Annotated in this window: 32 protein-coding genes; 9 read left to right on the forward strand and 23 right to left on the reverse strand. The window is 46.2% G+C overall.

The genetic code is table 11. From position 1 onward, the window contains the following. The first annotated feature begins 93 nt into the window (after window positions 1-93). Window positions 94-1,278, forward strand: coding sequence for an ROK family transcriptional regulator (locus AC0VZ8_RS33360; protein WP_475485645.1), 1,185 nt, complete (start codon window positions 94-96; stop codon window positions 1,276-1,278). Window positions 1,279-1,434: 156 nt separating this feature from the next. On the opposite strand, the gene AC0VZ8_RS33365 is transcribed toward AC0VZ8_RS33360, so the two are convergent. The 5 genes from AC0VZ8_RS33365 to pnuC form a co-directional block, all read right to left on the reverse strand. Further along, the gene (locus AC0VZ8_RS33365; protein WP_475485646.1) at window positions 1,435-2,238 is read right to left on the reverse strand and encodes a hypothetical protein; all 804 of its coding nucleotides are present in this window, start codon (window positions 2,236-2,238) and stop codon (window positions 1,435-1,437) included. A gap of 224 nt (window positions 2,239-2,462) precedes the next feature. Then, window positions 2,463-3,014 (reverse strand): NADAR family protein, encoded by a 552-nt coding sequence (locus tag AC0VZ8_RS33370; protein ID WP_475485647.1) that lies wholly within the window; start codon window positions 3,012-3,014, stop codon window positions 2,463-2,465. Window positions 3,015-3,017: 3 nt separating this feature from the next. Beyond that, window positions 3,018-3,902 carry an NUDIX hydrolase gene (locus AC0VZ8_RS33375; protein WP_475485648.1) on the reverse strand — a complete coding sequence of 295 codons (885 nt, stop codon included), beginning with the start codon at window positions 3,900-3,902 and terminating at the stop codon, window positions 3,018-3,020. Between the two features lie 54 nt (window positions 3,903-3,956). Beyond that, complete coding sequence (locus AC0VZ8_RS33380; RefSeq protein WP_475485649.1) at window positions 3,957-4,991, reverse strand: AAA family ATPase; 1,035 nt, start codon at window positions 4,989-4,991, stop codon at window positions 3,957-3,959. Continuing rightward, on the reverse strand, window positions 4,988-5,665 hold the full coding sequence (gene pnuC, locus AC0VZ8_RS33385) for a nicotinamide riboside transporter PnuC (RefSeq protein WP_475485650.1): 678 nt from the start codon (window positions 5,663-5,665) through the stop codon (window positions 4,988-4,990). The genes AC0VZ8_RS33380 and pnuC overlap by 4 nt, the downstream gene beginning before the upstream one ends. Before the next feature lie 310 nt (window positions 5,666-5,975). On the opposite strand from pnuC, the gene AC0VZ8_RS33390 reads away from it, so the two are divergent. Beyond that, window positions 5,976-7,082 carry a PRK06851 family protein gene (locus AC0VZ8_RS33390; RefSeq protein ID WP_475485651.1) on the forward strand — a complete coding sequence of 369 codons (1,107 nt, stop codon included), beginning with the start codon at window positions 5,976-5,978 and terminating at the stop codon, window positions 7,080-7,082. Between the two features lie 426 nt (window positions 7,083-7,508). On the opposite strand, the gene AC0VZ8_RS33395 is transcribed toward AC0VZ8_RS33390, so the two are convergent. Next, a complete protein-coding gene (locus AC0VZ8_RS33395) occupies window positions 7,509-7,892 on the reverse strand; it encodes a winged helix-turn-helix transcriptional regulator (RefSeq protein ID WP_475485652.1) in 384 nt (127 codons plus the stop codon). 160 nt (window positions 7,893-8,052) lie between these two features. On the opposite strand from AC0VZ8_RS33395, the gene AC0VZ8_RS33400 reads away from it, so the two are divergent. Continuing rightward, entirely contained in the window at window positions 8,053-8,589 is a 537-nt protein-coding gene (locus AC0VZ8_RS33400) for a dihydrofolate reductase family protein (protein ID WP_475485653.1), read from the forward strand. A gap of 244 nt (window positions 8,590-8,833) precedes the next feature. Here AC0VZ8_RS33400 and AC0VZ8_RS33405 read toward each other — a convergent pair whose 3' ends face one another. From AC0VZ8_RS33405 to AC0VZ8_RS33455, 11 genes are all read right to left on the reverse strand, one after another. Next, a complete protein-coding gene (locus AC0VZ8_RS33405; RefSeq protein ID WP_475485654.1) occupies window positions 8,834-9,496 on the reverse strand; it encodes a DUF998 domain-containing protein in 663 nt (220 codons plus the stop codon). A gap of 483 nt (window positions 9,497-9,979) precedes the next feature. Beyond that, complete coding sequence (locus tag AC0VZ8_RS33410) at window positions 9,980-10,384, reverse strand: VOC family protein (RefSeq protein WP_260064514.1); 405 nt, start codon at window positions 10,382-10,384, stop codon at window positions 9,980-9,982. A 245-nt stretch (window positions 10,385-10,629) separates the two neighbouring features. Further along, on the reverse strand, window positions 10,630-12,240 hold the full coding sequence (locus AC0VZ8_RS33415; protein ID WP_475485655.1) for a recombinase family protein: 1,611 nt from the start codon (window positions 12,238-12,240) through the stop codon (window positions 10,630-10,632). A 152-nt stretch (window positions 12,241-12,392) separates the two neighbouring features. Continuing rightward, on the reverse strand, window positions 12,393-12,629 hold the full coding sequence (locus AC0VZ8_RS33420; protein WP_028598060.1) for a hypothetical protein: 237 nt from the start codon (window positions 12,627-12,629) through the stop codon (window positions 12,393-12,395). Between the two features lie 14 nt (window positions 12,630-12,643). Beyond that, on the reverse strand, window positions 12,644-13,786 hold the full coding sequence (locus tag AC0VZ8_RS33425; RefSeq protein ID WP_174817706.1) for a replication initiation protein: 1,143 nt from the start codon (window positions 13,784-13,786) through the stop codon (window positions 12,644-12,646). 392 nt (window positions 13,787-14,178) lie between these two features. After that, window positions 14,179-14,349 carry an IDEAL domain-containing protein gene (locus AC0VZ8_RS33430; protein WP_156876692.1) on the reverse strand — a complete coding sequence of 57 codons (171 nt, stop codon included), beginning with the start codon at window positions 14,347-14,349 and terminating at the stop codon, window positions 14,179-14,181. Window positions 14,350-14,402: 53 nt separating this feature from the next. Further along, window positions 14,403-15,221: a recombinase family protein gene (locus AC0VZ8_RS33435; RefSeq protein WP_084136814.1), complete on the reverse strand. Its 819-nt coding sequence runs from the start codon at window positions 15,219-15,221 to the stop codon at window positions 14,403-14,405. Window positions 15,222-15,434: 213 nt separating this feature from the next. Beyond that, window positions 15,435-15,935 (reverse strand): HGGxSTG domain-containing protein, encoded by a 501-nt coding sequence (locus AC0VZ8_RS33440; protein WP_127464566.1) that lies wholly within the window; start codon window positions 15,933-15,935, stop codon window positions 15,435-15,437. A gap of 114 nt (window positions 15,936-16,049) precedes the next feature. Beyond that, on the reverse strand, window positions 16,050-16,235 hold the full coding sequence (locus tag AC0VZ8_RS33445; RefSeq protein WP_028598059.1) for a hypothetical protein: 186 nt from the start codon (window positions 16,233-16,235) through the stop codon (window positions 16,050-16,052). A gap of 186 nt (window positions 16,236-16,421) precedes the next feature. Continuing rightward, window positions 16,422-16,721: a hypothetical protein gene (locus tag AC0VZ8_RS33450; RefSeq protein WP_475485656.1), complete on the reverse strand. Its 300-nt coding sequence runs from the start codon at window positions 16,719-16,721 to the stop codon at window positions 16,422-16,424. Further along, the gene (locus AC0VZ8_RS33455) at window positions 16,714-17,205 is read right to left on the reverse strand and encodes a hypothetical protein (RefSeq protein WP_084136811.1); all 492 of its coding nucleotides are present in this window, start codon (window positions 17,203-17,205) and stop codon (window positions 16,714-16,716) included. The genes AC0VZ8_RS33450 and AC0VZ8_RS33455 overlap by 8 nt, the downstream gene beginning before the upstream one ends. A gap of 457 nt (window positions 17,206-17,662) precedes the next feature. Between AC0VZ8_RS33455 and AC0VZ8_RS33460 the strand changes: the two genes are divergently transcribed. From AC0VZ8_RS33460 to AC0VZ8_RS33470, 3 genes are read left to right on the forward strand one after another with little or no spacing between them, the layout of a single operon-like run. Continuing rightward, a complete protein-coding gene (locus AC0VZ8_RS33460) occupies window positions 17,663-17,983 on the forward strand; it encodes a DMT family transporter (RefSeq protein ID WP_084136808.1) in 321 nt (106 codons plus the stop codon). Between the two features lie 16 nt (window positions 17,984-17,999). Beyond that, complete coding sequence (locus AC0VZ8_RS33465) at window positions 18,000-18,356, forward strand: DMT family transporter (protein ID WP_084136805.1); 357 nt, start codon at window positions 18,000-18,002, stop codon at window positions 18,354-18,356. A 38-nt stretch (window positions 18,357-18,394) separates the two neighbouring features. Then, window positions 18,395-18,934 (forward strand): TetR/AcrR family transcriptional regulator, encoded by a 540-nt coding sequence (locus AC0VZ8_RS33470; RefSeq protein WP_028598058.1) that lies wholly within the window; start codon window positions 18,395-18,397, stop codon window positions 18,932-18,934. Between the two features lie 286 nt (window positions 18,935-19,220). Here AC0VZ8_RS33470 and rlmH read toward each other — a convergent pair whose 3' ends face one another. The 3 genes from rlmH to AC0VZ8_RS33485 all read right to left on the reverse strand — a co-directional run bounded on the left by rlmH (window position 19,221) and on the right by AC0VZ8_RS33485 (window position 21,750). After that, window positions 19,221-19,700, reverse strand: coding sequence for a 23S rRNA (pseudouridine(1915)-N(3))-methyltransferase RlmH (gene rlmH / locus AC0VZ8_RS33475; RefSeq protein WP_071219366.1), 480 nt, complete (start codon window positions 19,698-19,700; stop codon window positions 19,221-19,223). A gap of 269 nt (window positions 19,701-19,969) precedes the next feature. After that, window positions 19,970-21,094, reverse strand: a complete 1,125-nt coding sequence (locus AC0VZ8_RS33480; RefSeq protein ID WP_475485657.1) for a cytochrome P450 — start codon at window positions 21,092-21,094, stop codon at window positions 19,970-19,972. A 77-nt stretch (window positions 21,095-21,171) separates the two neighbouring features. Next, window positions 21,172-21,750 carry a TetR/AcrR family transcriptional regulator gene (locus AC0VZ8_RS33485; RefSeq protein WP_113058505.1) on the reverse strand — a complete coding sequence of 193 codons (579 nt, stop codon included), beginning with the start codon at window positions 21,748-21,750 and terminating at the stop codon, window positions 21,172-21,174. A 265-nt stretch (window positions 21,751-22,015) separates the two neighbouring features. On the opposite strand from AC0VZ8_RS33485, the gene AC0VZ8_RS33490 reads away from it, so the two are divergent. The 3 genes from AC0VZ8_RS33490 (at window position 22,016) to AC0VZ8_RS33500 (ending at window position 23,089) form a co-directional block, all read left to right on the forward strand. Further along, window positions 22,016-22,177 (forward strand): DUF3934 family protein, encoded by a 162-nt coding sequence (locus AC0VZ8_RS33490; RefSeq protein WP_074961815.1) that lies wholly within the window; start codon window positions 22,016-22,018, stop codon window positions 22,175-22,177. Between the two features lie 57 nt (window positions 22,178-22,234). Continuing rightward, on the forward strand, window positions 22,235-22,687 hold the full coding sequence (locus AC0VZ8_RS33495; RefSeq protein WP_475487803.1) for a HEAT repeat domain-containing protein: 453 nt from the start codon (window positions 22,235-22,237) through the stop codon (window positions 22,685-22,687). A 108-nt stretch (window positions 22,688-22,795) separates the two neighbouring features. Continuing rightward, entirely contained in the window at window positions 22,796-23,089 is a 294-nt protein-coding gene (locus AC0VZ8_RS33500; protein ID WP_071219362.1) for a hypothetical protein, read from the forward strand. Between the two features lie 107 nt (window positions 23,090-23,196). Here AC0VZ8_RS33500 and AC0VZ8_RS33505 read toward each other — a convergent pair whose 3' ends face one another. The 3 genes from AC0VZ8_RS33505 to AC0VZ8_RS33515 all read right to left on the reverse strand — a co-directional run bounded on the left by AC0VZ8_RS33505 (window position 23,197) and on the right by AC0VZ8_RS33515 (window position 26,453). Continuing rightward, complete coding sequence (locus AC0VZ8_RS33505; protein ID WP_475485658.1) at window positions 23,197-24,231, reverse strand: GTPase; 1,035 nt, start codon at window positions 24,229-24,231, stop codon at window positions 23,197-23,199. 269 nt (window positions 24,232-24,500) lie between these two features. Continuing rightward, window positions 24,501-24,668 carry a CxxH/CxxC protein gene (locus AC0VZ8_RS33510; protein WP_006207301.1) on the reverse strand — a complete coding sequence of 56 codons (168 nt, stop codon included), beginning with the start codon at window positions 24,666-24,668 and terminating at the stop codon, window positions 24,501-24,503. Between the two features lie 417 nt (window positions 24,669-25,085). Continuing rightward, window positions 25,086-26,453, reverse strand: coding sequence for a S1C family serine protease (locus AC0VZ8_RS33515; RefSeq protein ID WP_071219360.1), 1,368 nt, complete (start codon window positions 26,451-26,453; stop codon window positions 25,086-25,088). Window positions 26,454-26,955 lie beyond the last annotated feature (502 nt).

The following is a 26,955-nucleotide window of genomic DNA, read 5'->3' on the forward strand; positions in this document are numbered from 1 at the left end:
CGCCTCGTATTAATGCTACACTTGAAGCAAAGTATGTTCCTAATTTGTCAAATGTTTTGAATCTATATTATATAAAACGTTGTTGGAAAGAGGATGCATATTGTGAGTGATTCGGTTAAACAAACTAGCCATATGTTATTAAAATCAATTAATCAGCAGAAGGTTCTTTTTCTCATTTATTCAGAGGGGCCGATCTCTCGCGTAGAGCTTGCGGAAAAGACTGGACTAAGCAGACAAACGGTAACCAATATCGTGAATCGCCTGTTGAAGGAAAAAATAATCGTGACAGGGGAGCTTATCGACTTGGAGGCAGGCAGCGGAAGGAAAAGAGTCGGCCTTCATATCAACAGCGGCCATTTTTATGCCATTGGGCTTGAGCTCGCCGGCAAATACATTCGCGGAAAAGTGTTCAACCTGCGTCAAGAAGCTGTTGCATCCGCAGAACGCACGAGCAACAAATATGGTTCTATCGATGTGCTGATGCAGCTGTTGCATGAAGTTATCGACGAGCTGCTCACCCAGGTGCCCAACACCTCCAAAGTAAAAGGGATCGGAATCAGTATGCAGGGCCTGGTAGATTCTCAGCATGGCATCGTTCTGCGGACACCCGGCATAGGCGTTCATCGCCTGCCGCTCAAGCAGCTGCTTGAAGACCAATATAACATCCCTGTGTATATCGAGAACGATGTCAATCTTCTCTCCGTCAACGAGAATATGAACGGCAGCTTGAAGGATTCCCATAACAATATCACCATCAAGTTTGATTATGGTACAGGCGGCGCGATCGTCCATGATAAACAAATTATTGCAGGATCAAGCTTTGTTGCAGGTGAATTCGGGCATTATAAAGGCTTCTATGGAGAAGATGCCTATCCATGCCATTGCGGCAGATCCGGATGCTTAACGACGCTGGCTTCCAGCAGCGGACTTAGTGTTTCCATCAAATGCACACTAGAGGAGTTCGCAGAAGGCATAAGAACAGGAGATCCTAAGTTCCTTAGCTTATACGAAAAAATTGTCGATGGCATCGCGATCGCCGTTACCAATATCATTACATTTATAAATCCAGACAGTCTGCTTATAACAGGCCGAGTCATTCATACCATCAGTCCCGAAATGTTCAACGAGATTAGAGCCAGGGTCATGCACCAGTTGCCTGTAACAGTTAATAACGTACAATTGATCTACCTTTATAACAAACCGGATGAAACCAAGCTTGCTGCCGGGTTAGTTATTAAACGCGCATTTGAAATACCGCTGGATACTTTATCTCTTTAATTGACCCCGTTTTTGGATGTCATTCCTAAAATGGATACGTCGATCGTACGCAATAAACAGAACTCTCCAGACTCGGAGAGTTCTTTCTTTGTTATCCATATCCTTCGCCCATATCGACAGTACGCTGTTATTACCCCTAGTAGACGCTTTTGTGCGCTAGTGCGTCGATTCCGTTTGCGTATCAACTCGGAAAGTTAGATCAGCCAGTCGCCGTATCTCGTCACTTAACCTTCGATTGACCGGGTACACTTCTTCTATGAAATTTAAAATGCGAAGTGCCGATTCGGGAACTTGATCGTATCCCTGTATCATGTCTCCTATGATTTCCGCAAAACGCGGGTATCTCCGCTCTAACCGCCTCTCATTGCCGAATGGGTCGGGATAGTAGTCCACCTCTTGCTCCAGTAGATGGAGCACGGATAGAATCCTGTCCACTGCGTATCCTTGAACAAACCTCGTCGCGGATAGACGCTCTCCCCTAGCATACCGACCGAGCCCCACGTATAGATTGGTTAAGGCTTCATTCAAAGGAAAGTTCAAGGAATCCACTTTTAGGCTGGGGACCGGGTTGGAAGGTTTGGCGATTGCCGTATTGGCATACATGGGGTCCTTCCAAATGACCCGGCCTTCCGTATAGGTGGCGTTCGCCAGCTCCCATTCCTCGAATACAGCATATTCCCCGAAAATACCGTCCTCGAACAAGACTTTGTAGCCAACATCCGAATTCTTAAATGAATAGGCAAGAGGGTGTACGTCCTCGAGCCAATCCAACCGGTCTATATATCTGTTTTTCTCCCCGGGCTTTACAATGACAAAGAAATCTAAATCCGAATATTCATCCAACCGTTCTGTCTCGACTCCAACGGAACCAACTCCCAGTAATAAAAGAGCTCCCCCCTTGCGTTCGAGCGACTTGCCGATCTCGCCCAGCCGCTGTAACAGCGATTCTGTTCTCAACATTACGAATCCTCCCTTGTTTTGGAATGCAAAAAGGGTCCAACCCACTTCTCAGCGAGGTTGAACCCGAAGGTTGCATTGCCTTTATTATCCTACCGTGAAATTATCACGTATTCTAATTGCTGTCAATCGAACAACTTGCCGTCACTTATGATAAGGTCATTAAGTACCGTAATCTCACTCTCAAAAATGACTTTCAAACAGTCATCCTCAATCCTGCCAAAAAACTACCTCTGCAGCAACTCATCCCGCGCTTCGGTCAGCGCGAACCCCAGCAGATTCTGGCCCCGCCATTTCACGGGATTCTCCGCATCCGGATTGGACTGGCTCATGCCGATCCCCCAAATGCGGTCCTGCGGGCTGGCTTCGACGAGGATACGGTTCTTCGTCGACTTGAGATAGTCGCCAAGCTCCGCATTCTGCGAAAATTTGGCCAAGCTGGCTCTTTTGACGATGTCGTAGCATTCCTTGTCCCAAGTATCCTTGTCAAAGTTTCGGACCGCGCGCCCATAAGCCTTCATCTCCTTGGGATGCTTAGCCGTAAGGATCGACTCCAGCATTTCGTTGTCGCCGAACAGCCTTGCCTTCTCAGCCATCATAAACTGCTCGGCACAGGAATACTCCGTCCCCTCTACCGTGAACGGGCACATCCACCACTGGCTGAAGCAGCTTTTGTCGACGCTCCCGTCCTTAGGCGGCGTATGGCCCCAAAAGAATACATACTTGAACGTTTTTCCTTCGTTATAAGCTTTTCTTAGCTCATCGAGATTGTAAATCATCCGTTATTCCTCCAGTTTTCTCCGATACAACCGGGATGGCCGATGTCCCGCATTTTCGGTGTAATGATCGGTCTCCGCCACGAGATCGGCCACCTTACGCCGGAAGGCTGCCTTCAATAGCTCTTTATCCAAAATGACCTCATAAACCTGCTGCAGCTCCGTCAAGGTAAAAAGCTCTGGCATTAAGTGCAGCGCAATATCGGTATAATTCACTTTTCCCCGCAGCCGCTCGATCGCGCATGCTATAATCTTCGCGTGGTCGAAGGCCAAACCGTTATTCGATACGATCTTATAATCCGTGCTGGTCGATGTCGTTTTCACGGTCAACGTCCTTGCCACGACCGCCGAAAGCTCCTCTTCACCGCTTAGCTTGAGTTCATACTCCAGCGTCTTGACGTATCCGTCTTCCATCAGCTCTTTCTGCTCCCGCTGCAGCCGATAGGAGACCTTAAACCAAGCGGCGTCGGCCGCATCGTCTCCAGCCTGAAGCTCCAACTTATCGCTGTTGATCAGGGCCATGTAGCTGCAGCTCATCACCCAGGTGCGGGGATCTCGCCCGATATCACTGAACGTATACAACTGTTCCAAATAAACGTCGTCCACGCCGGTTTCCTCGCGCAGTTCCCTTGCCGCAGCCTGCTCAGTCGTCTCGCTCGGCTGGACAAAGCCGCCAGGCAGCGCCCATTTACCCAGGAAGGGGTGACCTCCCCGGCGGATGAGCAGGATGCGGAGCTCTTTTTCGGGTAGTTTCCGATAACTGTCAGCCGCCTCATCCGTAACCGTGAAGATCACCATATCGGCTGCCACCGAAGGTCGCTCGTAATCTCCTGCCCGGTACTGCTCCAAAAATTCGCGTTCCGTAAGTCCGTCCCGATCCAACAAGTCCAATGGGGGCGCCTCCTTGTTTTTTGATTCTAAATGGGTTGTGGTTATGGGTTCATTTTACTCCCTGCCTGCATCTAATTCTAACCGTTTTAGCTCCCCGAAATAGTTTCGATAGGGCTCGAACTTCGCCAGCACCTCGTCTGCCTTGCGTATACGTTCTTCCAGGCTCCCCCGCAGCGTAATGTAGGGAATGCGCCGCTCCTTCAAATCCGCGATAATCTGTTTATGAAAAACATGCCGCTTCTGATCCCCGCTTCGATCCCACGTATCGTCGTAAGGAATATCGTCGTCGCACAAGAAGAACAGATCGTAGCGCTGCGCGTTCTCTAGGGCAATCCGCGTTAATCGCTCAGGCGCACGGCCGTGGTAATCCATGGCGAACATATACGTCGTAATCGCATTGGTATCGACAAACAGAAATCGGTTCGCCGCAAGCAAAGCCTGCTCTTCACGCTCGATATGGCCCAGAGCGATTTCATCGAACGCCTTCAGGCCTATTCTGCGGTCCACCTGATGCTCGGTCCAATAATCGCGCCCGTATTCACTCGCGTAGGTCGTGTTATACCGCCGTGCCAGCGCTTCGGTGATCGTCGACTTCCCCGTCGACATCGCCCCGACAAATACCACCTTCGTGATTAAGTCCCGGTACACGATATCGCTTATGAACTCCCTGTACTTATATGGGTCGGAACGAATCATCGTTGCAGAGATCGGAACCCGCTCGCGGGCTTCATCGACCCGCCGGTCGACCGAGCCCAAAGCAAGACTCATATGCCTGCCGTAAAACTCGCTCGAATAAAAATGCGTTACTTGCTCCCCGTTCAGTAAACGGAGGATATACTGTTCTTCCCGAATCTCATGCTCCCTGTCATCCGAATACCCATCCGGTCCGTCCCAAGCTTCGATGACCCGGACTGCCGGGTATAGTCGTCGAATCCAATTCGCCCGGATATGAAGCGGGATCGGCGTGACCGTTGTCTCGTAAATGACCACGATTAACTCATCGACCTCCTGCAGTGCCGTTTCGATCATGAACTGATGCCCTTTATGCAGCGGGGCAAACTTCCCCAGCGTTAATCCGAGCGTTTTCATGCCGCCACCTCCTTGGCCCCTTTGTTCCAATTGTAATAGCCGTATACCGCATTAACCAAATACGCGCTCCACATGACGATCATCAGCATGCCTTCGCTGCTGCCCTCCAGCAATCGAATCGCCCACAGCAGCACCGTAAACAAATTCAACACAATATAGACCAGCCATTGTTCCTTGAATCTCCGGACCATTAAAAAGGTGGCCACGACGGACAGCACCGTCGTAGTAGCGTCGATGTAAGGCGAGTTCTGTCCCGGGATGAACGAAAGCCCAAATCCCAGCAGCAAACAGCCTAAAACGCAAACTGTCCCAACGAGAAGCAGACCTTTAAGTTCCATTTGGCGCATGATCAGCTTGCCGTCTTGGCGATGATTTTTCCACGTGTAGAAGCCAATGACGTTCATCGGAACGAAGAATAGCAGATTCAGCATAACCTCTCCAAACAACCCGTTAATATAGGCTAGATAAGCGTAACCGACGGTATTGTACATGCCGAAAACATAGCTCATCAGATTGCCCTTCGCCGCAAGCACCACGCATAGCACCCCAGTAATAAAAACGGTAAAACCGAATAAAGAGTCCTTAGAAATCACCGTAAACCCCACAGCAATCGAGGTAAACAGTGCCAACCACGCTATTTCGAACAGGTTCCAGCCACGCGCAACCTTTTTCACATTACATCCCTCCGCTTTCTCCACTTATTTATAGAACGAAGACACATAATTACACTTAGTACTATTTTGTTAATAACACTTTGTTACTATCAAACTAACAGAAAAACCTGCGCAGGGCAAGTGAAATCTCCCCATTTATCGCAGGCTTGATCTTTTAACTTCTGTAGTCCCTTCAACAAATAGCGAAAATCATGGGAGAGGACGAACACCACTTGTTACAATGCGGAATATACAAATGAATAGGCACTATCCCAATCATGCTTATTCTGTAAACTTTGCGAATCGGAATAGGCACAAAGGAGGGTTTAGGTTGGTACTAACATCATCTCACTATTTTGCTCACGGCAACACTGCGCGCGGGGCTCATTTCTTGTATAAGTCCGCATTTGGTGGGCTGAACAAAATATTTGTCCTTGCGGGGCCCCAAGGCACGGGGAAATCGACGGTCATGCAAAGCTTGGCGGATAGCCTGCTGGACCAAGGCTTGCATGTACAATGCTTCCACTCCCCTCTCCGTCCCGACGAACTGGATGGCATCATTTTTACGGAATTGAAGGTTGGTATTGTCGACGGGCGAGTCTGTAAGGGGATTTCGGATAGCGGGGCCGGTGACATCGTCTTTATCGATTTTGGGGAAGCGTTCGATAACAGCCTTATTTCACCGGGAGACTTCATCACGATAGAAGATCTTAGCGGCAAGCTTGAGAACGCCTATTCAAATGTGTATGAAACATTCGCAACGGCCCTACGGATTCATGACGAGTGGGAAAAATTTTATATCGATAACATGGATTTCGCGAAGGCCGACCAGATTGCGCTGGAATTGATTCAAGAATTATACGCCGGTCATGAGAGCGATTCGGCAATCGCTTCGCGTCACTTATTCTTCGGAGCTGCGACTCCGAGGGGAGCATTCGATTTTATTCAAAGCTTGACCGCTCAGCTGGAAAGGCGGATTTTCATCAAAGGAAGGGCGGGATCCGGCAAATCAACGCTGCTGAAAAAGCTTGCCTCCGCTGCCGAACAGAAAGGAATCGACGTTCAAGTGTTTCATTGCGGCTTTGATCCGAACAGTCTGGATATGCTGATATTCCCGGAGCTTCAAACAGCGATCTTCGACAGTACCGCTCCGCATGAATACTTCCCCGATCGGGACGGGGATGAGATCCTAGATATGTACACACGGACGATAGCCCCTGGTACCGATGAAGCCTATGCTGCCGAAATAGCCGGTATCAAAGCACGCTATTCGGCAAAAATGAAAGAGGCTACCTCCCATCTGGCGGAAGCCGAAGCCATCGATTCTCAGATTAAGGCCTACTATGTTGCGGCCACCGATTTTTCGATCGTAGAGAAACTCCATCTGCAACTACAGTCGGAATTGAATGCACTGATCGGCTCCATTCAGCCCTCATAATAAAGATCCCATGGGCAGCGCTCAAACGCTGCACGGATACGGATTTTTCGGCCGGGAGCCGGACGTTTATGCCAGGGTGGCGGCCATGTCATGGGGAATAAAAGCATTAAAAATGAGCTAGCGGAAACGTACCGCCAGCTCTTTTTCGTGCCGTATCATATTGCAGACATGTAAGTATAAAATGACGGCTCAGTCGCTAGATCGGGAACCTCTCGCGACTCCCGACGCGAGGTTCTCGGCCAACATCGGTCAGATTTATTCTCGTTCTCCTGCCGCATATTCGCCGGATTATCCGCAATATTAGCCGGATGCAGCAATTTCCCGCTCGATCGTTCCCCTCTACTATAGAGATTGCCACACGGTTCACGCAAGTCCGGGCAGGAAATCGATTCCAAATTCAGCCCTTTCTAATACTTGTTAGCATAATCACATTACTTCATTATCACCTTGGCCCTTTTCATCAGTCTTATTCCGTAAATATGCGCCATGCTCCTGTGTCCACGTCCACATTGCGGCGAAAATCGGCTGCAAACCCAGCCCACTCTCCGTAAGTTCATATTCGACATGTAGTGGTATGCCTGGGTAGAGCGTACGTGTTATGATTCCTTTTTCCTCTAACAGTCGCAAGCGATCTGTCAAAGTTTTCGGACTAATGGGCTGCAACCTCCGGCGTAATTCCCCGAAACGCCTGGTTCCGTTAAATAATTCGAATAAAAGTAGGAGCGTCCACTTTCCGTCCAAAATCTCCAGAATCGGTTCAACAGTGCCAGGGCAGGTACGATCCATCATCGTGATCACTCCATAGTTCATTTTTTGAAACTATTGCACATAAATGTAACTACTTTTCAAATGTACCATAAATCGATTACCATGTGAATGGAAAGGTGAGACCCTGAAGCCATACGAACATCCAAATCGGGGAATCGTGCTAACCTGAAGTTAACAGAATCGAAAATGAGGAGGACGTTTAATGAAAACCACTTTATGGGCAACCCTAACTGCGAACGGCAATTATGCACAATCTAGCCCGGATAACCCACCGAAAAAGGAAGCGTTGGAAGACTTCGCAGCACAAGCAAAAGCAGCAGGAAATTTCATTGTCGGACGTAAGACGTTTCAGGAAATGTCAGACCCAAGCCGAGTCTCCCAAGAGGAACAGGAAAACACGGAAGGTCCTTTCGCGGGGATCGACATCGTTGTATTGTCTAAGAACATTGAGAACATTCCCGGCGTAACGGTGGTAAAGTCGCCACAAGAAGCAATAAGCTACCTCTCACAGAAAGGACACCTAACCGCTCTCATTGGCGGCGGTGCGGATATTCACAATTCGTTTTTAGAACAAGGTCTTGTAGACGAAGTGATTTTCAATGTGGCGCCTGTATTAGAGGGTAAAGGGTTAAATCTCCTAATCGACAAGGACAATTACCGTTTCAATGCTGTGCGATTGCTAGACTGCAAACCTCTCGGCAGCGATGTCGTTCAGCTGCGATATGCGATTGACCGATAGATGCCAAATTCCTTCAGTTTTTCTACTTATCCATTATTTACGTTTATTTAGGTCCGACATTAATGTTTGTATCCTTGACTTCTGGACTACAAATAACAACAGTCCCCCTCTGCACAATTACAGAGGGGACTGTTGTTCAACTCATATCTCTATGCCTTTTATGATCTCTTAGATTTTGTAAACCAACCATCCAATCTCCTCGTCCTCTAGTATGATTATGAATAATTAAGCAATGGCATATCAATCAAGCGAGTTCGTTAAGAAGTTTACCTGACAATGCCGAGACCCATCCGAACGCAACCAGTCCTGCGCACCCCATGATGACACCGGTCCACACCCCTGTCCCCATTCCTCCCGCAATTAGAAGCGGCGCAACTACCGCCGTTGCAACCGAATACCACTGCCACCTTTTCTCCCCCAAACGCGCGAATCGAATGGAGAGTATAATACTGGCCGCTATAAGGCAAATGAAAGCCGTAAAGAATGCGAAGGAATGGATCGCTGCCTCCGGACTCATTGTAACTGGGATCCCTTCAGGAGCACCCTCAGGGAATCCGAGTCCCGGATCTGGGCGGAATAAGCCGGCCAGCGCCATGCCAGCTCCATACAGTCCGATCAATATCGGCCCCCACAATCCTCCTGTTTCACTGCGCAATAATGATCGCATACCCGCAGCACCCAACAATGCCAGAAGACCGGTAATGATAAATGCGATGCTTTGGATCCACCCCCAATCTCCGAGCGTAAGCGTACTGATTGCATACCGTCGGATATCGAAGCCAGTCCGCGTAAAGATCTGAACGACCGACACGAAATAGAAAAAAGGTGCGGAGATCACGCCGGCGGTCAACAATCGCTTTGAGGCCGGCTTCTTGTGCTTCTTGTTAGGCTCGAACTTGAGTTGCATACGTAAACCTCCTTTTTATATTTGATTTACAGGTTACTTCTTCGTTCATCTTTAGCGCTTCTTATCATTTGATTTAATACGTTTGCCATAAGTCCGCGAAGATTAATTCATTCACACCTCAATTCGATCTACGACTCTGTGCCTTGTACGGCATGATTTCGTTCGCTCTGTTAATACAACGAATTAGTGACGGTATGATCGACAATTGGACCGACCTTTTCTCAAAATATCGTCCAAATTAGTTCCTTTCTCTGAAAAAATCAAAAAGCACCCCTGAAATGTGTTTCGTCAAATTCAGAGGTGCTCCACTAATTAATGCTCGGTTACTTCATCTTATTAAAATGCGACAACTTTTCCGGATTCATCACGACATAAACGTTTGAAGCTGATCCTGTAAATAATCAAACGTAATCGTATTCCAGGCACACCGTTGATTTCACAAATTACACAACGGCAAGTTTGAAGGCCATCCTTTACTGCCCGTCAATGTCTACCTCTAAACCGTTTAATCGCATCCTCGGTCACCGGCTCAAAGAGGTTAAGAAGGTTGCCATCGGGATCGCGGAACAGCATAGAACGGTTCCCCCACGGCATCATGGTCGGTTCCTTTACCCAATGATCGACAAATGGCTTCAAGCGCACATATTCGGCTTCGACATCGTCGACGCGGAACTCAATAATGATAGTGCGATTATTTGCCCCCACTACGGAACCGGCGCCGAATAGCTGCGCCGTCTGGGAGTGGCCGATTGCAAGGGTGCATGATGGCAAGGCGAGTTCGGCAAATACGGGCGCGGGTCGCTCCGCCGATACCCCCATGACTTTCTCATAGAACTCGACGAGACGATCCACGTCGTCCGTAATGATGCGTACAGAAGCGAAATTCACAAGATATCATCCTTCCTAATAATAGGTTTGGCTGTGTCCCACAGCCGTTGTAAAACATACTTTTTCCTTATCTATCTCCTTTACATTTACATGTCCAATTATAAAAAAATGCTACTGACAACGTTATGTCAGTAGCGTTTTAGCATTCTTTGGGCAGCTCCATCACGATGGCCGACAAACGATCTATTTTGTTCATTGACTGCTCCCTTGAAACGTATTACTGTACAACAAAAACTTGCCGTTACTTATGATACGGCTCTGCGCTCACAACTTGCTGGTACACATAAGTCATCACCAATCCAAAGGGATATTCTCTCCAGCTTCTTTCTGTCAGTTGAAACATGGATGGACTTAATTACAGAACGAATCAATACTTTCTTTTCCTGATCGTCCGCTACCTCAAATAATGAGTCAAAGTCCTTTAGTATCTCAACAACCATTTGTGAATTGATCTGGCTCCCATAATCTAATCTGGCTAATTTGCGTTCGGTCTTTGCTAGGAGTTCATTTACTTCATCTAGTTCACTTTGCGCCTTGGTTATGAGCCGATTATAATTATCGGAGCTTATCTCTCCATTCAAATACCTTTCATCTAACAAATCAACCTGTTTGGTTCTGTTTTCCACTTGTAACTTCAATTCATTATAACGTAGTCCTAATGGCTGCTTGTCTTGTGAAACATCTTCCTCAATCTTGTTCAACACTTCATCAACCAAATCCATGCTGTTTACAGATTCCCTTAACACATGCAGAACCTCTTGTTCAATCCAATCAGCCCTAATTAAATTTGAGGAACATTCTGACCTGCCTTTTTGGTGGTATGCCTGACACATATAGTATCTTCGGTAGTCGTTAGTCCCTCGGATTTTATTCTTGTGCATAACCATACCTGCCCCACATTTCGGACACCTAACAACACCAGCTAGAAAGTAATTCCCACTATGAGATTTGATTGCTGTAAAGGAGTTCTTGTGCAGGCAATTAATTGCTTGGACTTTCTCCCATAATTCTATTGAAATAACTGCTGGATGCTTACCGTTTCTTTCAGGTGCTTCTTCAAGTGTGCCTTTTCTTCTTTTAAGGTTCCAGTCCTCCTTTTTCCCCCAAGTGTTCACTCCCACGTAATCTTTATTGTGTAAGATCAATCTAACCGCACAAATACCGAAGTTATTCCCTCTCTTGGTTTTATAACCATATGAATTAAGACTGTTCACAATAGCTTTATAGCCCATTCCTTCAGCGCGCATCTCAAATATCCTTTTCACTATCTCGCTCTCTTGCTCATTAACAACCAATTGTTTATTCACTATATCGTAGCCTAGTAATGTGCCTCCGTTAAATTCACCGTTACTGGCTCTTTTTTTCATTCCCGACTTCACTCTATCGATTGTTACATTACGCTCATACTCGGCAAATGTCCCCTGCAAACTGATGAACATTTTTCCTTCTATGGTTGAAGAGTCAATACCGCACGTACTAACTAACAGCCGCATATTCCTTGGCTGTAACTCATTACCCATTAGGTTTAATATGTCTTGATTACTTCTTGAAAGCCTATCGAGCCGCCATACAACGATTGTTTGAAACTTGTTCTGTGCCATGTCAGAAAAAAGACGTTGGACATCAGGGCGGTTAAAGTCTTTACCCGAATATCCGCCATCGCAATAAACATCGAAAACAGTAAGTCCGTTTGATGCAACATACCGACGAAGTTCTTCTTCCTGTGCCTCTAGCGAACATCCTACATTTCTCTGTTCTTCTGTACTGACTCTAATATAGATCGCTACCTTGTCGTCCCCCATATTTTCCACCTCAGCATTTCTTTTTTGAGAAAATAGGTAAGCGCTAATAATCATGCGCCTACCCATCTTGAATAACTTTTATTTTGATTTCCGATGACCATACTTTCTGATTAATTCGGCGAGAACTCTAACAACTTCCGCTCTCTTGACATTTTCTGCAGATGGCTTGATTATTTGAGTATCAACTTTAATCATGGTGCCACCTCTCAGCTAAAATGACGGTCAAGAATGCAACGTCTAACATGGTAAAGCTCTTGCTCAGCCTTAGCCTTATGTTCGTCTAACAGATTAACAACATCCGCCACATCACAGAGCTCTAGATTTACGCCGCCAATCTTTGGATTGAATCTCACTAAATGCCCTATTGCAGCATCTAACGCTTGAATCCTTTGCTTCAAGTACTCTTCCCTCACATAATGCCCTTTGTCTTGGTGCTTCTTCATTGATTTTTCCTCCCTCATGATATTTGCTTGCAATAGACATATATCAAAAGAGACGGTTTTTTTAAGGGGAAAACAAAAAAAGTTGAATTTTTTTGCTGGACTCTTGAAGACGGCACAATCCAATGAGAATCTGTCTTTTTTCTCAACTCAAATACACCAGTCATTCTTTGCTGGTTTAGTCGCTTGCGTACTCTTGTATTGTTGCGAAGTATACGATACTTTCCAAAATCTGCACAACCTTCGTTTTTACTGTCGTTTTCTTCCTTCGGTTCATCGTATACTGTATTTGTTACTGCCATTTGTAACTGTCGCTCTTGAACTTGTGGTTTCTGCTGCCCAAGCAATACCCCACACAGTTCTTCTAATAGCGGCTCCCATGCTTCCCTTGCTAACTCGTTGAAGTCTATCTGATACGAGGGAGCAAGGGTTTCTTTTACCCTTTTACGTATATACGGGGTTACATCCTTACTCTCTTCCTCATTCATCAGCATACGAGCCTGTTCTACCCGTTTTTTTGGAAGTGTGCCCCAATCCGTAATCACCGCTGCAAAGTAATCGTCGTTCTGTTCTGGGGGACACTGGAGTAGCTCCGCTAGCGGTATCCTCTTGTCTGGCTTGTACACATTCTCAGTTCGAGTTAATTCATGATCAATCACAACATTCTGGTTCTCATATAACTCCAACCGCTTGTTGTATATCTTGCAATGTCCATTCGTCTTTCGCTGATGCTTCTCCCCGAAATAGCGTGTCCCTTTGAATTCCCTCAATTTTCGACGGCCATCATGAGGAATAACCACCACATTGTCCATTGAAGTCTTTACATCGTAGGCAATATCACAGCTAACAAAGTAAATGCCGCTGGAAATGCGGCGTAGGGTATCCAGCACCTCTTTGAAGTGAAAATAGTATTCCGGTCTCGTCTCTACCCGCAACGTGTATAACATGCCTTCCGGCTCACTCCAGTTTCTATAAAACACATGCAAATATGCACCGTTTCGCTTCCGTAGATGTAATTGATACCCGTACCCCTGATAATTGAATTTCTGTTTGAACAATTCACCGCTTTTAACAGCCTTTTTCACTAAAGCATAGTAAACGCTTCTCGGCACATCCGTATATTCCACCACGAATTTGTCAATAGATACCTTGGCTTTCATTGCTTGTTGCCCTCCCTTGCTCATGCACTTTTTAAGACTTGTGATTGTATTTTTTAAGACTTAATAGACTAATTAATAATTATCGGGATTTGCTTGTTTTCAGGTCTTTAAACGTAAAAAAACACTTGTCGCCCAGTGCAGGCAAAACAAGTGTTCTAAGAGTCGAAAGTTGGTTACAAGTTTATCAAGTAGTAGTCAATGCTGACTAAAGCATTTTGAATCCATTTGGTGAGATTATTATGACACCTTGCCAAACAGGTGTCAATAGAGGATGACAACGAGATTCCACGCTCTCACCTTTTGCTATCCCGCTGCGGTGTAATTTACGGTAATACCCACTGAAAACGTCATCTCGCCCGGTTCTCGTTGGTCTCTGACTTGTTCCCTCTGTGCTAGTCGAGTACGCCTAACTCGCGTCGTGCTTGGATTTCCAGCTCACGTAACCACTTTTGCTTTTTGACTAGCTCTTCAAACCAATCCTTATCCTTCAAAGCTAGAGCCATGTCTATCATTTCGTCGTAGTCCTCTGAACACATCATCATTGCTTCTTTGAATTCACCCATTTGTCCAACCTCCCAATCAATATTTTTTCAATTCACTTATCTGTTGCAGTCCACTAGCTAGCCCTCTTCTGATTATTGCGCTTCAACAAAGCCTGTACTTTCCCAAAAGTGATCGGGTTGATAATTGCTACATGCTGACCTTTAGTCACCACGCTGGCGTGAGAAACCTCACCAATGTAAAAGCGGTTTTTCAATATATTACCGATAGACATAGTTGAAAACTCTTTGCCCTGCTGTGTTTTATGACCTTTTGCGTCTAGGTGCTTCTTTACCTTGGTTAAGGACTTGAACTCTAAGTAGCGACTAAAGATGTCTTGAACGATGTGAGCTTGCTCCAAGTCTAAAACCACAATTGGTTTTTCTACACCGTCATGTTTCCACTTGTAGCCGATCGGCGTATTTCCACAACCTCTGACACCAGTTTTTGCCTTCTGCTTCCGTCCTCTAGCCAGTTTCAAGTTAATGCTCATACGTTCGTATTGATCTAATAGTTCCATCATTCCGTTAATTAGAAAGTCATTGGGGTCTTTTGTGTAGATGCTATAAGTCGGTTGCTCAACACTCACTACGTCGGCCTTTGCTTTTTCAAGTTGCCTTTTTACTAGAACCTTAAGAGTGTCACTTCTCCAAAGACGGCTCGTATTCATAACAATAACCCTTTTTACTTCATCCCCAAAACTGGCAATCATATCGTTTAGCCCTTCCCGTTCAATTTCTGTTCCGCTAATACCAAGGTCGTAAAAGATATTTTCCAGCTTCAAATTATTATTCTGACAGTATTCTCTAATTCCTTGTTCTTGTACTTCATGTCCATAGCCTTTCTCAGCTTGAGTCTCCGTTGAGACACGAACATATCCAAATACTTTTTCCATGACCGTTCCCCCTTGTCGTATTTTGTAATATACTTTACGATCCTATCGGGCGATTCGTAAACTCCTATGTATAAGAGTTTAATAAAAACACCCAAAAAGTCTTGCATATCAATGGTTTATGTATGCTTGTTCCCTATGTGTACCCGTCCAGTCGTTCTAAGAGGAAACTAAAAAGGGGAACGAACAAGCCCCCTCGCCTGTTTGCTCCCTCTGCTAGCTGCGTATATGTTCCTTTCTTGCTCGGGCAAGTATTTCAACCAATTGATCTAAAGACCCATCGCTTTTTTTGCCCTGCACTTCTAACAGCCTACTACCCTCCCTTACAAGGCTTACCTTGTTCATTTCAACTCTTGTGATCGCTTCTTCAATGGCACGTATGACCGCAGGGTTCGGCTTTTCTTTCTGTTCCTCTTGCTTAATACGTTGCATCATGCGCCGTATGCGTATATCCGATAATTTGAACCCATTTTCAACTTGCGCTGTCGGTTCAGTTGATACCTGGGCAAACAGGTCCCGTTCTTCCTCCGTCAACGTATCCTCCCAGATCGTTTCATACAGTCCATGTTTCAATGCGTTTTTGTTGCCCTCTAGCTTTGTACGGTCTTTCGGTCCGGTGGATTTCCCACCGTGTAACCTACACCGTCCATTCTCTAAAGCGGCTTTTTTACATTGTCCGCTGTTTCTCGTCTTAGCTCCGCACAGCTTTTTCACCATTCTCTCACCGCCTAACCTCATGACATGGGGTTCGTTTCCCCGACCGGGGGGGAGGTCTACACGCCCCCAGCCGTCCAATCTATCAATTCAATCTATCAATCCAATGTTTCAACTTTAGCTGCTTTTACTTACTTCTTGCTGTGCCTTTACTGTCCTGAATGCTTCAAACTCTTCACGCAGTCCTGCTGCATTGATGTAATCTATATAGTCATCTAAAAGGTATGCGTTTCTTAAAAGCAGATCATTTGCTGCTTGTAGCTCTTCCAGCAGGAACCTTTCATGCTCCGTCATTTCGTCCATCTTTGTTATGCCCTCCTGTAACCGTGAAGTTTGGTTTATTTCGTGTTTCAGTGTCAGGAGGCTAGAATATACGGTGCAAGTTATATGCAACGCATCTTTGCCCCTTCTCGTTGGTGCTCGTATTACTGCGTTATTTCCCATGCCTTACGTTCCCAATATTTCCGTCTGTACTCCTTTTCCTTTTGTTTATTCTCCGGCTTCTGCCGCCACTTTCTTCTGTACTCCCTTTCGTGCTGGCGGCGTGCTTCCAATGCTTCGAGGCTCAGTTGTTTCATATTCCTTACCCTCCACTAATTCAATTAATTCGCTGTCGTCTACTATTTCAATTACGTCCTCAACATCGACTACTTCTATCAACTCTTCTTCGGGCTTGTCTAATCTAAACACTCCATCCTCCGTAACAATCTCATGAGCTATCTTTCTAGGGAATCGTGAATGCAGGTCTTTCAACGTTTGCTCCCATTTGCTCGGTATTGAATTACTCAACTCCATTCCCCTCCAGTTCCGCAAGCTTCTCCATCTCGTAAGCTATAAGACGTTCTGTTTCCTGTACTCGCTCTTCCGCTCTTTGAACCATTGCTACCGCTTCTTCCTTTGCTTCTTCAAGTTCCTTCCGCTGACGGTCTAATACGCCTTGGTTATGTTTTACAGTTCCCCTCAATGCAGATGCTTCACACTGTAAGCCTTCTATGTGGCGAATTGCTTCTAGCCTTGGGTGTCCGTCCTGTTGGTCAGCTAACAACTCATACTGTTCAGCGTGATCTAATAACTGCCGCATTTCTGTCCCTACATGTGAATCCGCCCGTCCTGAGCGCCTCAACTCTGCCGCCTGTTCCCTTAATTCCCTAGCCTTCCGACAGTAGCCCCGTACCTCGTCCACTAACTTCTCGTACTCTGTTTGTGCCTGGGCAATCGAACGCACCGCTTCCCCTGCTGCTACTCCCGATACTACCTGTTCACGTTTTGCCATTGTCTGTTCATCTCCTTAAAATTTTCTGCATGAAAAAAAGGCTCACTCCAATTTCAACAAGTGGAATAAGCCTTCTAAGTGTAGTCAAGTTTATATTGTCAAGGTTGGTAAAGTTTGTATCACTAATAGCTGGTTACTGTGTACAACGTACAGTGTACGACCCTTCCTTATAGAAGTAAACCCAGCGATTATAATTTAGTCAAAATTAAAGTTGTAGACTGGCAGCGGGCATTAAAGTAACGGGAGGTTAGTTGAATAAAAGATTTAAACAGCAGTCCGTCTTACAAATGATTCTGTTGTTTTATTTATAATTTCGGCAACAAATTTTGAGCAGAAAAAAATAAAAAGTTTTTCCTTCACAAAAAACCGTCTGTACGGTACACTTAACTTGAAAGGAGTGATTCAGTTTGTATTTAAAAAGAAATCATAAAGCCATCTCGAATAGGAGGACTCTGTATTGAATGCTTATGTATTTTTAGCTGTTGCAATCGTTGCTGAAGTATTTGGGAGTTCCATGATGAAATTATCAAATGGTTTTAAGAAAATATTGCCGTCTATTGGAATGATTGCTGGCATGGGATTGGCTTTTTATTGTCTATCTATGGCTCTTAATACCATTCCATTGGGAACAGGTTACGCTATATGGTCCGGCGTGGGTACTGCACTTACCACACTTGTTGGTGTCTTAATTTACAAGGAAAAAATAAACACTCAAAAAGTAATGGGAATCTTACTTATTATTGTTGGTGTAGTTGTAATGAAACTAGCAGCAGGTTAATTTGGGGAGGTAAATCATGAAAAAGGGATACTTATATTTAAGTTTAGCTATCATATGTGAGGTCTTTGGTACTACAATGCTTAAGCTTACCGAAGGTTTCACTAATCTTAGTCCTGTAATTGGGTTGATTATTGGAATGGGGGGAGCATTTTTCTTTCTAACATTAAGTTTGCGAAACTTACCTTTAAGTCTAGCCTATGCGGTATGGGCAGGAGTTGGAACAGCCATAACTGCTTTAGTAGGTGCACTTTTATGGAAAGAACCATTTGGTATTGTAACTGCATTAGGTTTACTATTGATTATTGGTGGGGTTGTACTATTAAACTTTTCAAAAGGATCGGGAAAAGGGAAAGTTGCTTCTCCTTCAAAATAATCAAGTTAGTTACTTGAATTAAGGAGTTTCAATATATTATGAGAAGTAATTCAAAACGAAAAAATTTATTAGATGCAGCTTCCTATTTAGTAGAGCATGAAGGAATGGAAAATTTAACATTAGAAGCCGTCGCGAATAAGGCTGGTGTTAGTAAGGGTGGACTTCTTTATCATTTTCCAAGTAAAGATGCTCTTATAAAAGGTATGATAAATGAGTATTCGAAAGCTTTTATTGAAGATGTACGAACAAGATCAAACGATGCATCCGATTCAATTGGAAAATGGCATCGTGCTTATCTAGAATCCGCTCTAAAGGATGAGGAATCATCAAACAAGCTCATTACAGCTTATGTTGCATCATTGTTTACAGATCCAGTTTTTCTTTCAAAAATAGATGAAGAATACCATGAAATATCTGACGAGATGGCTACGGACGGTTTAGACCCTGTAGAGGCTGCCATTATTAGATTAGCGATTGATGGCTTATGGTATTCGGGAATTTTTAATGTTGGAAAGCTAAATCATGAATTAAAGCAAAAAGTAATTGAGCGATTATTAGAAATGACTAAACAACAATGACCGATAATGATTAGTTTTTGTCACTCAAAGCTCTCTTGAAGGTAGTGCGTGCTTAATATGATGATTATTTTAAATGAGGAACTACGAAGATATAGCGAGAAATTAACAGTTCAATATTTTAAAATATTACTTCATTCAACTAACTGGGGTTCTGTAGTTCAACATAAATAGCCTCGAACAAAGACTTTATTCTATAGTCTTTGTTCGACGGACAATTGTCACTATCGTCTTAATCTGCTGATATAGCTACTATCAAACACTATTTCTTTTCTGATTGTGTGTACCATCACTTGTGATACGGTTCCCCCCGATTAATCTTCACCGCCCGGTAAATCTGCTCCACCAGCACCAGCCGCATCAGCTGGTGCGGCAGGGTCATCCGCCCGAAGCTAAGCTTCGTCTGGGCGCGCTTCAAGACGTCCTCGGAGAGGCCGTTAGAGCCGCCGATGACAAAAGCCACGTTGCTGGTCCCGTACGTGCCCAGCTTGTCCATATGGGCCGCTAGGTCCTCGCTGGACCACAGCTGGCCGCCGATCGCGAGGGCGATCACATGGGTGTCTGGCTTGATATGGCTGAGAATGCCCACGCCCTCCTTCTCCTGCACTTGGCGCATTTCCGCTTCGCTCATGTTCTCTGGCGCTTTCTCATCCGGCACTTCGTGCACGGACAGGCGCACGTAAGGCGCAAGACGCTTACTGTATTCGGCAATGCCCTGCACCAGATACTTCTCCTTCAACTTGCCTACGCATACCATCTGTATATTCATGGCGTATTTTCGCTCCTTAAACTCTGCTGTTATGTCGTTCATTCTAACATTGTACCGCCACCAATTAAAGGACATACACAGCCCCCGACCCGCCTTCCTACAGCAAGCTCCCACATTTCCTTTTCAATACAAAATCAATCCAGCAGAGCATTAGAGTTTTGAGAATCGCCAACTCGTTTACTTCTAAGCTTGCTCGACCGAGTTTGACCAACTTACATCAATTATCGAAAAAAAACCACTCTCCCTAAGAGTGGCTCTTCTCTTCCTATCTATTTTAAAATGATCGGCAGCTCTTTCAGCGCGAACATCATCGTGCTATCCATCCGTGCCAGTTCTACCGAGTGATCACGACGAAATTCGGGATAACGGTCCAGCAAGGTCTGAAGGGCAATCCGGGACTCCATACGGGCCAGCTGGGAGCCCATGCAGTAATGAATGCCGCTTCCCAAGCCCAGATGCGGGTTCGGGTTGCGGTGGATGTTGAATACATCCGGCTGATCAAACACATCCTCGTCATGGTTGGCCGAGGCCATCCAGATATAAACATACTGCCCTTGCTTCAGCTCCTGCCCCCGCAGCACCGTGTCCTGCTTCACGCTGCGGAACATCACTTGAACAGGCGAGAAGTAACGGAAAACTTCTTCGATTGCCCCTGGAAGCAGCGCTGAGTCTCCAAGCACCTCTGCACGGACCTCAGGCAGACTGTCGAAGGCAAGCACCGCCGAAGAGATCAGATTGGTTGTTGTTTCATTACCCGCTACGAGAAGGAGAATACAGAACCCGATAATCTCCAGTTCGGTCAGGTGTTCATTGTCGATACGCGCCTCCACCAGCTTCGTGATCAGATCCTCCTGAGGATGGCGACGGCGGTCCTCGGCAATCTCAGAGAAGTATTCGCTCATCTCCCGCTGACACTGATAGTAAGCCTCCCCATTGTCACCCACCAACGCGTCCGACCAGGCCTTGAATCGTTCCCGATCTTCCATCGATACGCCGAGCATCTCCGCGATCACCGTGATCGGCAGCGGGCTTGCGAGATTGGCCACGATATCCATCTTCCCCTTCTTCTCCGCTTCGTCCAGCAGGGATGTCGTAATCTCCTGAATCTTGGGAGCAAGCGATTCGATCATGCGAGGCGTAAAAGCATGGGATACCAATTTACGCAACTGACGGTGCTTCGGAGGATCCTGCCGAAGAACACTGGATTCAATGGGATCATCGGTAGAAGAGCCCCCTTGGGAAGAGAACACTTCGTAATTCGTGAAGACGGCTTTGACATCCTCGTACTTAAAGACATTCCATGCTCCATTGCCATCCATCGTCGTTACGGGAGATTTCGTCCGCATCTGGCGGAACCATTCCAGCGGGAGTAAACCGTTCTTATTCCATTCCATGCTTAACACCTTCGCTTTCCATCGCAAAATTTGAACTGACTGGTCAGTTATACATAATTAAAAAAAGAAGGCCCTGCTCATTCAAGCGATATAAACAGGCCTTGGGTAATCATCGTGAAGGCAAACCGCTCCAGATCCTCCCGCGAATACCGATCTTGATGATTCAGGTAATAATTGCAGGTACTCTCCAGCGTACCGACTATGCTGGCAGCGGCCAAGTCGGGATCAACGGCACGGCACAGGTTCTCCTCACACTGTCCTTCCTCAATCATCCTTGCCAGAAAGCTTAAATAATTCCTTTTCAGCTCCTTTAACTCATCCAGGACATCCTGCTCGATGCCGTTCGAGATCTCATTAAATACGATGTGCGAGAAATGGCGGGATTCGAGAAACAGATCCAGATGATGGCGAATGGTGCGCTCCATCTTCTCCTTCATCGGCAGGGAGGAATTCAGATCTGCCTCCGTCCGCTGCATGATATCTTCGAAGCCCTGTTTCACCACCGTCTTGAAGAGCTGGGATTTACCCGGGAAGTTATAGTACAGAGTCCCCTTGGCGACCTGTGCGCGGGCGGCAATCTCGTCCATGCTTGCGCGGTGATATCCGTTCTCGGAGAATACTTCAATGGCTGCTTGGATAATTTTATCTTTGCTCACAGTTGGATCGGCCCTTTCACATCTATATTTCAGTTCATCGTTCTTGTCCTGACTGGTCAGTTCAAAAATAAGATACCACGCTGGGAAAAATTAGTCAACCGAAAGACATGCCTACACCAATACCGGAATTCTTGCCCTTATATTTCGATTCTTATGCTGATTTCCGTGGTATCCTATACATATGGCCCAATACAGTGTATATTTCAACAGTGCTGGTAAACAATCAGCATATAGGGACAAGAATATACCGTAACGGAGTGATTGATTGAGTAAATCCAAGGGCAAGGGCGGAACAGGCAGAGGCACGGGCAAGAAGGGCTGGAGCCGCTGGGATGCAAGTGCGAGAAGAGCGAAGAGTAAACCTAAACCTTATACCAGTAAAGGGGCCAAGCAGGCAGACGGTACATCGGAAAGCCGAGAATCATAAAGGTACCCCATAATGAACATATGGTACAGATCGACCTGATACATCATAATGAAGGAGATGAACGGATTGGACAATCAAGAATTGATAGCGGATATGCCCGAGAATTATGAGGAGCTCAAAAGCTCCGCCAACCGGAACGCCAATTGGAGAGAACGTTTAGATGCGGTGGAAGCGTTAGGAAATTGGAAAAATCAGAAATCCATTGATATTTTGCTGCATAGACTGAATACGGATGCGGTTTATCAGGTGCGAGAGGCAGCCTATCGTAAACTCCTGGACTTTGGTGAGGACGTGCAGATGCCTGAAAGACCTAAAGGCGAGCTGATGAAGGACGTTTCAAAGGTGCTGCTGCGCATCAAAAAAAGCCTTCCTCGTGACCACACGTATGAAGACTTCAAAGAGAAATTAAAAAAGATGAGGGTCGACATCTACGATACGTACGAAGGTGACAAAGGCGCTGACTTTGATCACTGGCTGGAACAAACCTGGTCTTCGTTATTAAGACGATAACAGCGCGTCAAGCCTTCCGGAGCTGACTATGTATATGAGAAATCCGGTTATGTTATACTGAACACAAATATTAGTTATAGGAGTGGTACTCTGAGAAAGCAAAAGCCCATGTCGTTTGATGATCTGTTGAAGGAATTACAAGGCCAAAAATCGGTACAGGAGGATCCGGATAACATCTCTCTGGAAAAGCTGTTCAATGAATCGTTTATGCGTAAACATTCATCCCACAGCAGTTTTGGGGATTTTGTCGTAAAAGGTAACTTCCAAGTGGAAACGCACGAAGATATCGATAACATTCCGGATGAACTGTTTGACCGTCATGTTTCAAGAGAAACCGATTTTCCGGATTGGAAATCGATGCTGGAGCAAGCAAAAGCCGATTACGCGGCTGCCATTAAGTAAATCAATGATAATGTCGCTGCTATCTCGCAGCTATGATCAGGGGCCCCAAGGCCCCTTTTTCTATTCCATTCGCCATCTGTGCTGGCATATGACATGATCCTCCACGCTCACTCGGACTTGGATTCCGATTCCGTCTCCGCCTTATCCCTGAACTTCTTATAGAGCTTCGTAATATTCGCCGTATTGATCTCGATATTGTGCTCGTACGCGTATTTCACCGCATATCCCAGCGCCAGGGTGGTGGCACCCGCTACCGTCGCTCCGGCAACCGATCCCGCTCCAGGGAAAACCTTCACGATCTGCCGAAAAATGCTCTTGCCGATATTGCCGAATATCGTAGCGATGACCAGTTCCTTCGCCGTCTCTTTGCTGATCGGCCTATTGTACAGCACCGCAAGCCTGGTAAGCAGGCTCACCTGAATGCCGGTAATCGGAATAATATCCGATCCCGGAATAGGTGATGCGCCTACCGCTCCTGCCGAGATCGAGGCTCCGATGATCCATCCGTTGGCAGTAGCCGACTTCTCCTTGATGCTTTTGGCAAAGAGAATGTCTTTAGACTTTTTTTTAAGCATCTCCAGAATGCTGATTCGCAGCCGGTCGATATTCTCACCCGTCCGTGAGGATACCGGCGCAACCTCATAGCGCCCTCCGGTCTCCTTCTTGATCCGCGCCACCAGACGGTCGATCTCATCTGCAGCGTCAATTTTGTTCAGCACGATCAAGATGTTCGTGTTCACGCCCTGAATCATCTCGAAGGACTTCTTCTCCGCCTCGGAGAAGACAGTGCCGGCAGCGTTCAGGAAGAATAGAACGATATCCGCTTGTTTATAGTATTTCAAGGTTATCTCCGAGTTCGCGATGTTCACATCATTCAACCCGGGTGTATCCATGAAGTAAATATGTTCCTTGTACTTATGCGGTTTAATTTCCGTCGTTTCTCCAGGCTCTGCCCCGACGCCAGCGACCTCTTCACCCACGATCCGGTTCATGGTAGAGGACTTGCCTGTGTTCACATCACCAATCAGAGCGATGAGAATTTCCTGCTTCAGCTGACGGTTGATTTCATCCATTTCCTTCTCATAGGCCTCATCAGCTGCCCGGCTGATCTCGTCTTCCCATGATCTTCTGTAGTCACCCATTTCTGATCGTCTCCATTCACGATAGGTTATCGCGCCTCGTTGTAATCTATACATCCATCATACACTATGAAGGTCTGTACAACGAAGCCGGTTGCTCATTCCAGAGACAATGATCGGAATGTTTGGCCGTACTTATTATTTACCTCTTTGCCCCCTCAATGAAAAGGCTGTTCATGAACGAAACCGCGACTCAAGAAAGTCTAAACAAAAAAAGCGTGAAATCATCACGCTTTCTCATTCGCATTATTTATTTAATTAACATGTTCACGTTACACAACTAAAAACTCAGCATGCTTCTCGCACTCCGCGCACTTCACCGGTGGGTCCCAGTCCGAAAACTCGGTCTCCTTCAGATCAACAATATCCGGGGCATCCTCATATTCATCCACGAAATTTTCGATCGCTAGTTCCACATGTTCCTTGCATACGACGTACATTCTATGCATCCTTTCTATCTTTCGCCTCATGTTGTGTTTATCTTCAAACCAGTATAGCCACTCTTCTGTTCTACCACACTCTACGAGAAAAAGAAATGTTTTTAACCCATTTGCTCATCCCGGCCGGATCTCAATCCACAAAAGCTTCCTGTCTATCCATGGATTTCACATCAAAAGTCCTTATGACCCACCATCATTTCTATGCGGACAGCAAAAAAAGAGCGTAATCCACGCTCTTCTTCGCGGCCGTTTCACAGCTCGTATCTAACCTTTTTCAAATCTCTCTATATTGGATACTATTCAACGCTAACCATTATATATACCCATGAAATGATGCACGAAACAATGGACAAGCACGTTCACCCTAAAAAATCCGCAGTGATTCAGGGCCAACCACGTCAGCCGATCCAGCCTGCCTTATTCTCCAGGCTTTTCTTCCAGCTTCACCTTCAGCGACTGCAGCTTGCCGTCACGATAGAAGGTCACGTCCAGGTCTTTGCCTACCTTCGTGTTATAGTAAAGGTGCTTGCGCAGCTCTAGCGTCGTCGTAATCGGCTTGCCATCCAGCTTGACGATCACGTCATTCAGCTGCAGACCCGCATCCAGCGCAGGTCCAAGCGCATCCAGCACGACCACGCCTTCGGTTACCGTCTTCGGCAGCTTGAGGTCCTCTTTCTCTTTCTTGCTCAGCGGAGCATACGGATTACCCAAGTCCACGGTATATACGCCGAGATAAGGGCGTGCAATATGCCCCTTCAGCATCAGCTCGGTTACAATCTCCGTAATTTCATTGACCGGAATCGCAAACCCAAGCCCTTCTACGCCGGTGTCCGCGATTTTCATCGTATTGATGCCGATAACTTTACCGTTCAAATCCACTAGAGCGCCCCCGCTATTCCCCTCGTTAATGGCGGCGTCGGTCTGAATGACCTCCTGCTCCCAATCATAGATACCATCCTGGTTCAGGGATACCGGTATTACGCGGTTCGTGTAGCTGACAATCCCGGATGTGAGCGTGTCACCCAGGCCGAGCGGGTTGCCGATGGCGATGACGGTTTCACCGAGGCGAAGCTTGGAGGAATCCCCAAACTCTGCAACTTCTCCGATGCCTTTACTGTCAATTGACAGAACGGCAATATCACTAACTTTGTCTGTGCCGACCAAGGTCGCCTTCTTCTTCTCGCCGCCTACCAGCACAACCTCCAGGGAATCGGCACCATCAACCACATGGTTATTCGTAATCACAAAGGCTTTGCCCTCGAGTTTCTTGAAGATAACGCCAGAGCCCAAGGTGTCTTCCTGTGAGCCGCCGAAATCATTTCCGAAATCAAAATCCTCACCGAAGTCGAATCCCTCCGGAAGCTCAAAATCCCCTTCTTCCTCTGGCAGGGCACCGAAATCCTCTTCCAACCCTTCTCCCTCAAGACCTTCCTCTTCTGGCATTGCGGTCTCTTTATGTGTCAGCACACTGACAACAACCGGTCGGACCTTCTGAGCAACGCTAACAATCCGTTCATATGGATCCCCATCGGACTTGGATAGCTGATGGCTGCCATTAATCAAGGTAACCGGTGAAGAGGTCGCAGGATGGCCTGTTATGAAGCTAAACAGCATCACCGCAATCAGAGCACTGCACACAGAACTGATCGCGGAAATCTGGAATGTGGATAAACCCTTTTTACGGCGGGTCGTCCGCCACTTCGTTCGCTCAGGTCGGTCCTCGCTGGTATTTTTGCTCCGTCTGGAAATTTTAGTTGAATAGAAATCATCGTCAAATAATCCCATTGCGATCCCTCTCTCCCCTTGGTTGCTACGCGTCAAGATACTTTACCAGCTTCAGACCCTCCGCCATTACCGACTGACCTATGAAATCATCTTGTCGTCATAACAACCTGCCCTGTACCGAGTGTATCTAGCTTCCTATGAAATCGGCAGCGTGCCACCTGTTAAATATCTCTCTACTGTAAAGACTATTCAGCGGCCCAAAAAGTTGCATTTTTAAGCATTCTATTTGAACTTTTATCGAAATATCGCTCTACCAACCATATTTCAATCCATTGCCTGAAATCTGGTTCCATAAAAGGTATGTATTCCCACCCGACAGTTCAAAAAAAACCCTGTATTCTTCTATTACCACAAACAGGGCGACTTAAGCGCGAAACATCTGTTTTTTCTAAAAAAAGATGGGAAAACTTGGGCCACCCTTCTTTTAAAAATGCAAAATGCCTAGTGCCTTGTTCGATGCAAGTGCTTAACAGAAGCATTCAGACCTTCTAGTGTTCCTATT

The sequence above is a fragment of the Paenibacillus sp. QJM3NY_38 genome, assembly GCF_056173265.1.

Bases quoted from the DNA above. Each gene is read 5' to 3' on its own strand.
- AC0VZ8_RS33495 (WP_475487803.1), top strand. From the start codon at position 22,235: ATGAACGGATTGGACAATCAAGAATTGATAGCGGATATGCCCGAGAAT.
- AC0VZ8_RS33425 (WP_174817706.1), bottom strand. From the start codon at position 13,786: ATGAAAGCCAAGGTATCTATTGACAAATTCGTGGTGGAATATACGGAT.
- AC0VZ8_RS33455 (WP_084136811.1), bottom strand. From the start codon at position 17,205: ATGGCAAAACGTGAACAGGTAGTATCGGGAGTAGCAGCAGGGGAAGCG.
- rlmH (WP_071219366.1), bottom strand. From the start codon at position 19,700: ATGAATATACAGATGGTATGCGTAGGCAAGTTGAAGGAGAAGTATCTG.
- AC0VZ8_RS33430 (WP_156876692.1), bottom strand. From the start codon at position 14,349: ATGGGTGAATTCAAAGAAGCAATGATGATGTGTTCAGAGGACTACGAC.
- AC0VZ8_RS33515 (WP_071219360.1), bottom strand. From the start codon at position 26,453: ATGGGATTATTTGACGATGATTTCTATTCAACTAAAATTTCCAGACGG.
- AC0VZ8_RS33510 (WP_006207301.1), bottom strand. From the start codon at position 24,668: ATGTACGTCGTATGCAAGGAACATGTGGAACTAGCGATCGAAAATTTC.
- AC0VZ8_RS33470 (WP_028598058.1), top strand. From the start codon at position 18,395: ATGAGAAGTAATTCAAAACGAAAAAATTTATTAGATGCAGCTTCCTAT.
- AC0VZ8_RS33445 (WP_028598059.1), bottom strand. From the start codon at position 16,235: ATGGACGAAATGACGGAGCATGAAAGGTTCCTGCTGGAAGAGCTACAA.
- AC0VZ8_RS33505 (WP_475485658.1), bottom strand. From the start codon at position 24,231: ATGGGTGACTACAGAAGATCATGGGAAGACGAGATCAGCCGGGCAGCT.
- AC0VZ8_RS33440 (WP_127464566.1), bottom strand. From the start codon at position 15,935: ATGGTGAAAAAGCTGTGCGGAGCTAAGACGAGAAACAGCGGACAATGT.
- AC0VZ8_RS33400 (WP_475485653.1), top strand. From the start codon at position 8,053: ATGAAAACCACTTTATGGGCAACCCTAACTGCGAACGGCAATTATGCA.
- AC0VZ8_RS33435 (WP_084136814.1), bottom strand. From the start codon at position 15,221: ATGGAAAAAGTATTTGGATATGTTCGTGTCTCAACGGAGACTCAAGCT.
- AC0VZ8_RS33395 (WP_475485652.1), bottom strand. From the start codon at position 7,892: ATGAACTATGGAGTGATCACGATGATGGATCGTACCTGCCCTGGCACT.
- AC0VZ8_RS33415 (WP_475485655.1), bottom strand. From the start codon at position 12,240: ATGATTATTAGCGCTTACCTATTTTCTCAAAAAAGAAATGCTGAGGTG.
- AC0VZ8_RS33500 (WP_071219362.1), top strand. From the start codon at position 22,796: ATGTCGTTTGATGATCTGTTGAAGGAATTACAAGGCCAAAAATCGGTA.
- AC0VZ8_RS33420 (WP_028598060.1), bottom strand. From the start codon at position 12,629: ATGAAGAAGCACCAAGACAAAGGGCATTATGTGAGGGAAGAGTACTTG.
- AC0VZ8_RS33360 (WP_475485645.1), top strand. From the start codon at position 94: ATGCATATTGTGAGTGATTCGGTTAAACAAACTAGCCATATGTTATTA.
- AC0VZ8_RS33480 (WP_475485657.1), bottom strand. From the start codon at position 21,094: ATGGAATGGAATAAGAACGGTTTACTCCCGCTGGAATGGTTCCGCCAG.
- AC0VZ8_RS33365 (WP_475485646.1), bottom strand. From the start codon at position 2,238: ATGTTGAGAACAGAATCGCTGTTACAGCGGCTGGGCGAGATCGGCAAG.
- AC0VZ8_RS33380 (WP_475485649.1), bottom strand. From the start codon at position 4,991: ATGAAAACGCTCGGATTAACGCTGGGGAAGTTTGCCCCGCTGCATAAA.
- AC0VZ8_RS33370 (WP_475485647.1), bottom strand. From the start codon at position 3,014: ATGATTTACAATCTCGATGAGCTAAGAAAAGCTTATAACGAAGGAAAA.
- AC0VZ8_RS33465 (WP_084136805.1), top strand. From the start codon at position 18,000: ATGAAAAAGGGATACTTATATTTAAGTTTAGCTATCATATGTGAGGTC.
- AC0VZ8_RS33405 (WP_475485654.1), bottom strand. From the start codon at position 9,496: ATGCAACTCAAGTTCGAGCCTAACAAGAAGCACAAGAAGCCGGCCTCA.